This is a genomic window from Oceanibaculum pacificum (assembly GCF_001618175.1).
GTDB lineage: Bacteria > Pseudomonadota > Alphaproteobacteria > Oceanibaculales > Oceanibaculaceae > Oceanibaculum > Oceanibaculum pacificum.
The window spans coordinates 1-8,823 of the sequence record NZ_LPXN01000031.1 but is presented as its reverse complement, the minus strand read 5'-3'; the positions used below and the strand labels follow the sequence as shown (position 1 = coordinate 8,823).

The window sequence follows — 8,823 nt, the reverse complement described above, 5'->3', positions numbered from 1 at the left end:
TCCCCCCTTGCGGGGGAGGGCCGGGGTGGGGGGTGGCCGCCCGCTCATGCGCGCGCCTTCGCCAGCTTCGCCGACAGCCACAGCTTCAGCAGCGCCGCCAGCGTCGGTGGGGCAGGCGCGGGCGGCAATGGTGGAGAGGGCGGCAAGGCCGGCGGACTTTCCGACAGCTTGATCCCGTCCCGGTACAGCGCCTCGCCCAGCACCGCGCCGTCCGCGCCATAGCTGGTCATCGGCCCGTCCAGCGCGCCTGTCTTGTAGGTTGCGACCATCGCCAGCTTGCCCTCGGCATAGAAGCGCACCGCCCCGTCGAGCTTGCCATCCAGCGTCTGCCCCTCGACCTCCGGGCGGCCCTGCGCATCGCACAGCAGCAAGGGGGATGCTTGGGATTCGGGCGCGCTCAATTGATCTTCACCATGGCGCCGTTCACCGTGACCATGCCGCTGCTCTCCAGCGCCGCCTTGCCCTGGGCGGTGTTGGTGATCGACATGCCGCCATCATTGGTCAGGCTGGTGGTCGCCTTGTTGGAGATGGTGAGGCCGGAGGTCTGCAGGCTCTGCGCCGCCTTCACCGTGACAGCGCCGGCGCTGCTTTCGATGGTGACCGCCCCGGTCGCCTTGATGGTGACGGAGCCCTGCACCGTCAGGCTGTAATTGCCCTTCACGGTCAGGCTCATATTGCCGTCCACCGTGTGGTCGAAATCGGCCTTGTTGGTGTGCGTCTCCTTGCCCGTGACGGTCACGTCGCGGGTCTGCTTCACGCTGTGCGTCTCCTTGCCTTCCGTCACCTCGACGGTGCGGTCGCCCTTGGAGACGGTTAGCTTCTCGTTCTGCGTGACCGTGGCGGTGCGGTCGTTCAGCACCTCGCTGGTCATGTCCTTCTGGGCGTGCAGATAGACCAGTTCCTTGCCCTTGTCGTCGTCGAACAGGATCTGGTTGAATCCCTCCCCGCCCTTGGAGGAATTGGTCTTCACCGTGCTCTTCGTCTGCTCGCCCGGCAGCGTGATCGGCGCGGTCTGCTCGGCATTGTAGAGCGCGCCCACGACCAGCGGCCGATCCGGGTCGCCATCGACGAAGGCGACCATCACCTCCATGCCGATGCGCGGCACGAACAGATGGCCCCAGCCCTTGCCGGCCCAGCCCTGCACCACACGAATCCAGCAGGAGCTGTTCTCGTCCGACTTGCCCTGCCGGTCCCAGGGGAACTGCACCTTGATGCGGCCGTACTGGTCGGTCCAGATTTCCTCGCCCTGCTTGCCCACCACCTTGGCGGTCTGCAGGCCGGCGATGCGCGGCCGAGGCGTGACCGGGCGCGGCCGGATCACCGTATCGCCGGGCAGCGCCTCGAAGCGGTTGTGATAGACGCCCTCGGTCAGCAGGTGGGTGACGGCGGCGATGGCATAACCGCCATTCACCTTGTCGTCGCCATAGCCCTGGATTTTCACGGTCGCGCCCGGCAGCAGCGAGGGGCAGGCGCTCTCCCCCAATATCACCGCCGATTCGGCATCCAGCGCGTCGATGCGCCGCTTGGCGGCGGCATCGCCGGCATCCTTGGTGGCATAGCCGCCGGGAAAGCTGTAATGGGCAAGGTCGCTGCCTTTTCCCTTCGCCGTCACGGTCAGGTCGGTGGAGGGGATGAGGAAGCTGTAATCCCCCATGCCGACGCTGCCGGTCGCCATCTGCGCCGTCCAGGTCAGCAGCGAGACCGCGTCGGCTTGCAGGATGCCGCCCTGCGGCAGGCGATAATTCAGCGCCGACGGTCCCGCGATCGGCTTGAACGGGCTGGAATCGTCGGCGAGTACCAGCGTGTCGCCCTCCGCCGCATGGGTGAAGAAATAGACGATGCCAGCCCGCTCCATCAGCCTCGAGACGAAAGCGAGGTCGCTTTCGTCGAACTGCGCCACGTAATCCTGCTTGTCGTAGGTCGCCGACAGGCTGTTCTTCACCAGCCCGACGCCATCGGCCTTCAAGACGGCCTGCACGATCTCCGGCACGGTCTTTTGCTGGAAGATGCGGCAGTCCGACGCCAGCGACAGCTTCCACAAGGCCGGCCGAAGCTCCAGCCGGTAGCTGGCCCCGCGCGGATCGGCGTCGAGCTGGGTTGCCGCCGCGACGATGCCGGCAAAGCAGCGCGACGCCTTGCCGCCGGCGGTGATCGTGACCGACGCCACCTTGCCGAGCAGCCCGGCCAGATCGATGCTGGCCGTGCTGGCGCGTACCGTCGCCTGAAACCGGAAGGGGCTGGAAAGCTGCTCCTCCGCCTCGAAGGACAGCAGCGTGAAATCGACCCCGGACAGCGATGTCTTCACCGTGGCGGCGGCGGAAACCGAGGATGCGCCGGTCATGCCGCCGCCTCGATGGCAATGCGGGCCTCGCAGGCATCCTGCCCGGCGGGGCGGGCGCACAGCCAGCTCGTCCAGCCCAGCCGCGCGCCCTGCCGGGCCGACAAAGTGGCGGCGCTGACGCCGGTGGCGTGCAGCACCGGCCGCAGCTCCACCCCCACCCCGGCCCCGAAATACAGCCGCACCAGCCGGCACAGCGTGCGATGCCCGGCCCCATCCGGCAGCAACGCATCATAGGCCGGGCGGCCCATCGGACCGACCCAGAGGCGCAAGCCCTGCCCGTCCTCCTGCATCCGCCCGCCCAGCACGCTGGTCTGGCCCAGCGCCTGGAACCGCACGCCCAGCGCGGTGCGCTGATCCGGCGCCACAGGCGCCATGCGCCGGATCGGCCCTTCGAGCGCCACCGGCGCGTCCAGCATCGCCGCCAGCAGCTTGCGCGCGCCTTCCAGCGGCCGCCGCGCGCCGGCCAGCAGCCCGGCGAAGGGCAGCAGCCGGCGGCGGACGGGATCGAGGAAATTATCGGCCAGGCCCGGCAGCCCAAGACCCATCAGGCTTTCCAGATATCCCGCCACCGGCGAGCGTTCCGGCAGGACCGGCTCGAACCCGATGCGGTTGGATTTCCGCGCCCGGTAATACACCGCGATCAGCCGGTTCTCGAACAGCGCCAGAAAGTCGGCCAGCGCCGCGTCGCGCCGTTGCAGGCCGCGCAGCACACGCTCGGTATCGACCATCGGCAGCGCGCCGACCGTGCCGGCCAGGCCGATGAAGGAGACGGTCATCGCGGCCTGCGAGACGATGCTGCGGTCGCGCCGCAGATAGGATTCCAGCCGCGAGGATGTCAGCGGCATCATCGGCGGCTCGACGCTGCGGATCGCGGCGCCCTGGAAGCCGAATTCGATGGCGGCGCGGAACCGCACCGCCTCGCGCCGGGGATTGGCCGATTCGCCCAGCGGCGACGGGGCGCTCACCATCTGCTCCAGCAGCCGCACGGCCTGGCAGAACTCGAACCGCCAGGGCTCCGCGAACAGCGTCTCGATTACAGTATCGGGCGGTCGCCGAGGCGCGCTGGCCATGATTTCCACACTTGCGGCTTGGAGAGCAGGCAGGCCGACAGCCGGGTGAAGCTGTTGGCGGCGGCGAACACGGGCAGGGCGCGGTCGAGCACGGTCATCAGCAGATACAGGCTGCCCTCGGGCCGGCTGCTATCGTCCAGGCTCAAACTTATGTCGGTGCCGCGCAGCAGGGTCGCCCCGTCGCTGCGGCGCATCTGCGCCGGCGTCGCCCTGGCGCCCTGCACCGCGTCGATCAGCACCTCGTCGGCGCGGGAGACGTTCAGCGCGTAAAGCTGCAGGAACTGGCGCAGCGCCGCCGCGTCGCCGGCCAGCAGCGACACGTCGCCCAGCGCCAGCTGGCTCGCCAGCCGCCACAGCACCGCGCCATCGGTCACCGGCTCCACCGGCGCGGTCGGGGCGGTGATCAGCATCTGCGCGCCGGGCACCGCCGCCTCGTCCGGCTGCAGGGGCTGGTTCGCCGGCAGATAGGGCGCCAGCCGCCGGTTGGTGCAGGCGAGCCGGGCATAGAGCACCTGGCCGGCCGGCTCGGTCGGCTGGAAGGACGGGTCGATGAAGGTCAGGAACATCTCGTCGCCGGGAATGCCCGCCAGCTCGGTCGGGCGGCGGCGGGCGACCCAGTAGATGCCTTGCTCCGCCGCCGTCTCGTCGCCGCAAAAGCCGAAATAGGGCCGCACCCAGGGCACCTGGCGGGCCGGGTCCGGCGCGGCGGCGACGGAGCGGATGGAATGCACCTCCACGGCCGCGCGGTCGCCGATATCGGGCAGCACCAGATATTCCAGCTTCTCCTGCGTCAGGCGGATCGGCTGGCTGACCTGCTCGAACAGATTGATCACCGGCGTGCAGCCGAGCCGGAAGGTGGAGGCCTCGGCATGGATCTCCGGCGGTGGGGCGACGCTGACCGGAAACAGGATATCCACCATCGTCGCGGTGCCCGCCGCCATCAGGCCGATTACGTCAAGGAAGCGAAATTTTTCCGGAAATTGGAATAGCTCCAGCAGCAAACGGAACCCGGTAAGGCCATGTTGCTGTTCCGGCAGCACCGATTCCTCCGGCCGGAAGCCGACTGGCTCGATGCTGTCGGCCGGCAGCCGCACCCGGCGCGACGCATCGCCATCGGGCAGCAGATAGACCGCCTGCACCTCCGAGGTCAGCATCTGGTACAGCCGGTCGGTCATCGCCGTCAGCCCGGCCAGATGCAGGCGCAGCCGATCCGCCCCCAGCGGCCCGAAGCCGGGGCCGGTGCAGCGCAGGCGCAGCCGGAACAGGCTGCGCGCCTTCTCCGCCAGCACGATGTCGGGGAAGGAATCGTCGAAATCCGCGAAGGTCGGCTCGATCGGCCAGATCGTGGCGGGATAGCAGGTGCGGAAGCGGACCGCCTGGGCGCCGCTGCCGGCGAAGAATTGCCGGCCGCGCGGCACGGTCAGGCCGGTGGTCAGCTTGCCGGCCTCCTGCGGCGGCAGGAACTGGGCGATGGCCATGGAGGGGATGGGATCGGCGAATTGCGGATAGAGGATATTCAGCAGCGCTGCCGGGATGATCGGGAATTCCCGGTCGATGGTGTGCTGGATGCGCCCGGTCAGGAAGGCCACCGCCTCGATCAGCCGTTCCACATCCGGATCGGTCACGGCGTCGCCGACGATATCGAGCCGCCGGGCGATCTGCGGGTAGCGCCGACTGAACGCCACGCCCTCGCGCCGAAGGAACGCCAGCTCGCGCTGAAAATAGGGCAGCAGCGTATCGTAGCCGGTCATTTCGGCGCTCCCAGCAGCATCACCTCCGGCCCGTTCAGCAGGAACACCAGCGGCCGCTCATAGCCGCGCATCCGCACCGAGGCGGTAAGCCGGGCGGCCAGCGGCCTTGTGCGGTCGCGCGTCGGCTCGATCTCGATGGATATGTCGGACAGCCGCGGCTCGAAGGCGCGGACCGCCATTTCCAGCGACCGCGCCATGAGCTGCCGGTCGGACAGCGCGCTGGCGGTATAATCCACCGTGTCCGGCACGCCATAGGTGGCGACCGATGGCGGGGCCGCCAGATAATCCCGCACATCGCGATAGGCGCGCGAGCCGAACAGCCGCAGCAGCGCGGCGCGGATCGATTCCGCCAGGTCCGCCCCCTCCAGCACGACCGGCATGTCGGTCTCCTTCGACAGCCGGTCGAACAGCGGCGCGCGCAACCCGTAGCTGACGCGGCCGGCCATCCGTTACTTGCCCTGGCCGGTCGCCTTTTCCAGATCGTACTCGGTCTCCACCTTGCCCTTCTGGTCGCCCTCCTTGGTCTCGAACTGATAGCTCCAGGTGACCTTGGTGAAGTTGAAGGTGACCGATTCCACCGGCATCTCGTTGCCGCCGGCATTCAGCGAGATGCTGGAGACCATGGCGTTCTCCAGCGTGTAGGTCATCGCCTCGATCGGCTTGTCGCCGGAGGTTCGGATCAGATAGATCTCGATCTTGCCCAGCTCGGTCGCCAGGCAGCAGGCCAGATTAAGCTTCGGCGAGGCCTGGTCGAGATATTTGGTGACGCTGAAATCCTGGATCTGCACCCGCCCGGTCGACCGGCCGCCGCCGGATGAGTCCATATGCAGCGGCATGGCGAGGCCGGTGGAGAAGCCCAGCACGTTGATCTGGTCGGCATGCTTGTCGAGCGTGCATTCGCCCTTGATCGAATATTTATCGGCGATGTTGAGGACGATGTAGTCCATGGAAGCCTCCCCTGGCCTGCTAGAGCCTGACGGTGGTTACGCGGCGGCGGCCGGCGGCGGCAGTTCGGCGACCAGGCTGATGGTCACATCCACCCCTTCGAGCTGGAAGAAGGGCTGCAGATAGACCGTGGCGGTGTAGTAGCCGGGCTTGCCGGGCACCGCCGCCACATCGGCGCGGGCGTTGCGCAGCGGGTAGCGCGCCTTCACGCTCTGCTGCGCCTCGTCATCCAGCAGCACCAGCGTGCCCAGCCAGCTATTGATCATGTTCTGCAGTGTGCCCGCGGTCTGGAAGCTGCCCACCGTGTCGCGCAGCATCACCTTGATATATTGCGCGATGCGCGCCGCGTTCAGCATGTAGGGCAGCGTGGCCGACAGCGCCTCGCTTGAGTTCGCCATTTGTCCGGCGGCACTGTTATTATCCCATTTCGGCGGGTTATGGATTGTCTTGCCGCCGAACACCACCGCCTCGTTGGTCAGCTTGCGGTTACAGATGGCGATGAAGCCCAAATCGTTCAGCTCCGCCTCGCGGCGGTCGGGAATCATTACCTCGGTGGGGATTTTCATCGCCTGTTCGCCGGCGTCGGTGGTGTAGGTGAAGACCGGCAGATTCTGGAGAACCCCGCCGCCCTGCTCGCCACGGATCGCCGCCAGCCAGTTGTAGGTGAAGAAGGCGTCGGTGATCAGCGCCCCCTCGTAATAGGCCGGGTTGCCCCACAGGAAGTATTTGTCGGCGCGCAGATCGGCCCCGGCGCCCATCGTCTCCTCGAAATCGTCGAAGCCGTCGGCCGGGTTGTTCACCGCGTCGTAGGGCGCGCGCAGCAGCACATGCGGCAGCACCAGCGAGACGTACCGGGAATCGGTGAAGGAACGCAGGGAGTTGTAGTCGAGGTAATCCAGCCCGGCGAAAATCTTCTTCAGCGAGTTCGGCTTGTTCAGATCCGCGAAGCCGGTCAGCCCGAACATGTGCGGCGAGGCCGAGCTGACGAACGGGCAATGCGAGGCGGCGGCGATCTGCCCCATCCGCTCCAGCGCGTCGACATCCGGCTTGGCGGCGGAGAATTCCGCGAAATCGCCGATCATCACGCCATAGGGCTTGCCGCCCAGCGTGCCGTATTCCTGGGTGTAGATTTTCTTGAACAGCGCCGTCTGGTCCCAGTCGGTCGCCTTCTTGAAATCGGCCTTCACCTCGTCATAGCTGCAATCCAGCACCCGGATCATGAGGTTGTCGCTGGTGTGGGTGCTCATCACGAAATAGCTGAGCCCGCGCCAATGCGCCTCAAGTTGCTGGAAGGCCGGCTGGTGCAATATCTGGTTCACCTGGCCGGAGACCTGGGCAGTCAGCCGGTCGACGCAGGTGGCGACGAACGCCATCGGCTCGTCGAGCGCGATGGCGGCCTTGAGCTGGCCCAGGAAGCTTTGCCCGTCCGCGTGGATTTGCTGCTTCAGCGCGTATTTGCCCTCCGCCTCGGCCTTCTCCTCCGGCGTCGCATCGTCCGGGATGGTGGGTTCGGTCGGCGCGGTGGCGAGCTGCGTGGCGGCCACCTGATAGGGGTAAAGCGCGTAGGCCGCCAGGTCGCTCTGATATTTCTTCAACGCCGTCTGGTAGGTCTCCTTGTCCGCGTCGGTCGCATCGGCGGCCAGCGGGGCCGGCGGCGTCGGCTGGGCCGGGGCCTTGGCCGGGGCGCTGGCCGGCGGGTAGAGCAGCATCGCCTGGCCCAGCAGGGCGGCCAGCATGTCGAGGCCGGTCAGCATCTGCTCCGGCGTCTGCGCCAGGGCGAGATTGCCGGTGGTGAAGGCCGGCTGCAGATCGGCCGGAAGCGACTGGATGGGCGTGGTCATGGCGTCACCTCGGAAAGAAGTCCTGCACGCATTGCGGGAAACAGCGCCGTTCGGCTAGGCCGGGGCGGCTAGGCGGGCGGCGGCAGGGCCGGCGCATCGCCGCCGCCATTCACTGCGGCCTCGTAGGTGGCGCGCTGTTGCAGCACCTCGGTCAGCATGGCCGTAAGGGCGGCGTTGATCTTCGCGGGGTCTGTCTCCGCCGTGCCGTCGCTGGCGGCGGGCTGCAAAATGCTCATCACCGTCTGCTGGAAGGCGGCGTTGCCGTCCAGCCGGGCCATCAGCCCCATCAGGGCGCGGCGATCGCTGTAATGCCGGGCGATGCCCTGGGCGCGCTCGGCAATGGCCGAGGGGCCGAAATCGTCCATGGTGGCGAAGCCCAGCGTATCGCCGGCATCGTCGCCATTCGCATCGGTCCAGACCACCTTCACGCTGGGCGCGATGCGATCCATGAACTGCTCGAAACTGTCATTGTCGAGCTGGATGAAATCGCGATCGCTATAGGCGATTTTCCGGGGGGTGGCCCCCGCCAGATCGGCCATCACCCCGGCCACGAAGGGCAGCTGCACGGACAGCGTGGCGCCCTTGGTATAGACCTCGTAGCTGATCTGGACGCGCGGCGGATTGTCCTTGGCGATCAGATTCTGCGCACTGGTCTTGGTATCGACGAGAAACATCGCGCACCCCCTCCTCCTGGCCCAGGACGGGAGCGCCCGCCACCAGACACAACCAAAGCGTGTTCTCGTATTTAATGCCCCATATTATTCTTATGCAACCATAAATTGTGTATGTGAATAAAAATAAACCCTCCCCGGTTGCGGGGAGGGCCAGGACTTCTTTCTCCCTCGTCATGGTCGGACTTGATCCGACCATCCAGC

8 protein-coding genes are annotated in these 8,823 nt (G+C 67.1%); all 8 read right to left on the bottom strand.

Going from position 1 to position 8,823, the window contains the following annotated elements; all coding sequences use genetic code 11:
• Window positions 1–44 precede the first annotated feature (44 nt).
• Window positions 45–401 carry a toxin-antitoxin system YwqK family antitoxin gene (locus AUP43_RS03040; protein ID WP_157089211.1) on the bottom strand — a complete coding sequence of 119 codons (357 nt, stop codon included), beginning with the start codon at window positions 399–401 and terminating at the stop codon, window positions 45–47.
• On the bottom strand, window positions 398–2,341 hold the full coding sequence (locus AUP43_RS03035) for a type VI secretion system Vgr family protein (protein ID WP_067552506.1): 1,944 nt from the start codon (window positions 2,339–2,341) through the stop codon (window positions 398–400). The genes AUP43_RS03040 and AUP43_RS03035 overlap by 4 nt, the downstream gene beginning before the upstream one ends.
• The gene (tssG, locus tag AUP43_RS03030; RefSeq protein ID WP_067552503.1) at window positions 2,338–3,411 is read right to left on the bottom strand and encodes a type VI secretion system baseplate subunit TssG; all 1,074 of its coding nucleotides are present in this window, start codon (window positions 3,409–3,411) and stop codon (window positions 2,338–2,340) included. Before tssG ends, AUP43_RS03035 begins: the two co-directional genes overlap by 4 nt.
• Window positions 3,375–5,162 carry a type VI secretion system baseplate subunit TssF gene (tssF, locus tag AUP43_RS03025; protein ID WP_067552500.1) on the bottom strand — a complete coding sequence of 596 codons (1,788 nt, stop codon included), beginning with the start codon at window positions 5,160–5,162 and terminating at the stop codon, window positions 3,375–3,377. Before tssF ends, tssG begins: the two co-directional genes overlap by 37 nt.
• Complete coding sequence (gene tssE, locus AUP43_RS03020; protein WP_067552497.1) at window positions 5,159–5,608, bottom strand: type VI secretion system baseplate subunit TssE; 450 nt, start codon at window positions 5,606–5,608, stop codon at window positions 5,159–5,161. The genes tssF and tssE overlap by 4 nt, the downstream gene beginning before the upstream one ends.
• A 3-nt stretch (window positions 5,609–5,611) precedes the next feature.
• Entirely contained in the window at window positions 5,612–6,109 is a 498-nt protein-coding gene (locus tag AUP43_RS03015; RefSeq protein ID WP_067552494.1) for an Hcp family type VI secretion system effector, read from the bottom strand.
• A gap of 36 nt (window positions 6,110–6,145) precedes the next feature.
• Window positions 6,146–7,948, bottom strand: a complete 1,803-nt coding sequence (gene tssC / locus AUP43_RS03010) for a type VI secretion system contractile sheath large subunit (protein WP_067552491.1) — start codon at window positions 7,946–7,948, stop codon at window positions 6,146–6,148.
• A gap of 68 nt (window positions 7,949–8,016) precedes the next feature.
• A complete protein-coding gene (locus tag AUP43_RS03005; protein ID WP_067552488.1) occupies window positions 8,017–8,622 on the bottom strand; it encodes a type VI secretion system contractile sheath small subunit in 606 nt (201 codons plus the stop codon).
• Window positions 8,623–8,823 lie beyond the last annotated feature (201 nt).

Coding starts and splice junctions, on each gene's coding strand:
- tssE (WP_067552497.1), bottom strand. CDS start 5,608: ATGGCCGGCCGCGTCAGCTACGGGTTGCGCGCGCCGCTGTTCGACCGG.
- tssF (WP_067552500.1), bottom strand. CDS start 5,162: ATGACCGGCTACGATACGCTGCTGCCCTATTTTCAGCGCGAGCTGGCG.
- AUP43_RS03035 (WP_067552506.1), bottom strand. CDS start 2,341: ATGACCGGCGCATCCTCGGTTTCCGCCGCCGCCACGGTGAAGACATCG.
- AUP43_RS03015 (WP_067552494.1), bottom strand. CDS start 6,109: ATGGACTACATCGTCCTCAACATCGCCGATAAATATTCGATCAAGGGC.
- tssG (WP_067552503.1), bottom strand. CDS start 3,411: ATGGCCAGCGCGCCTCGGCGACCGCCCGATACTGTAATCGAGACGCTG.
- tssC (WP_067552491.1), bottom strand. CDS start 7,948: ATGACCACGCCCATCCAGTCGCTTCCGGCCGATCTGCAGCCGGCCTTC.
- AUP43_RS03005 (WP_067552488.1), bottom strand. CDS start 8,622: ATGTTTCTCGTCGATACCAAGACCAGTGCGCAGAATCTGATCGCCAAG.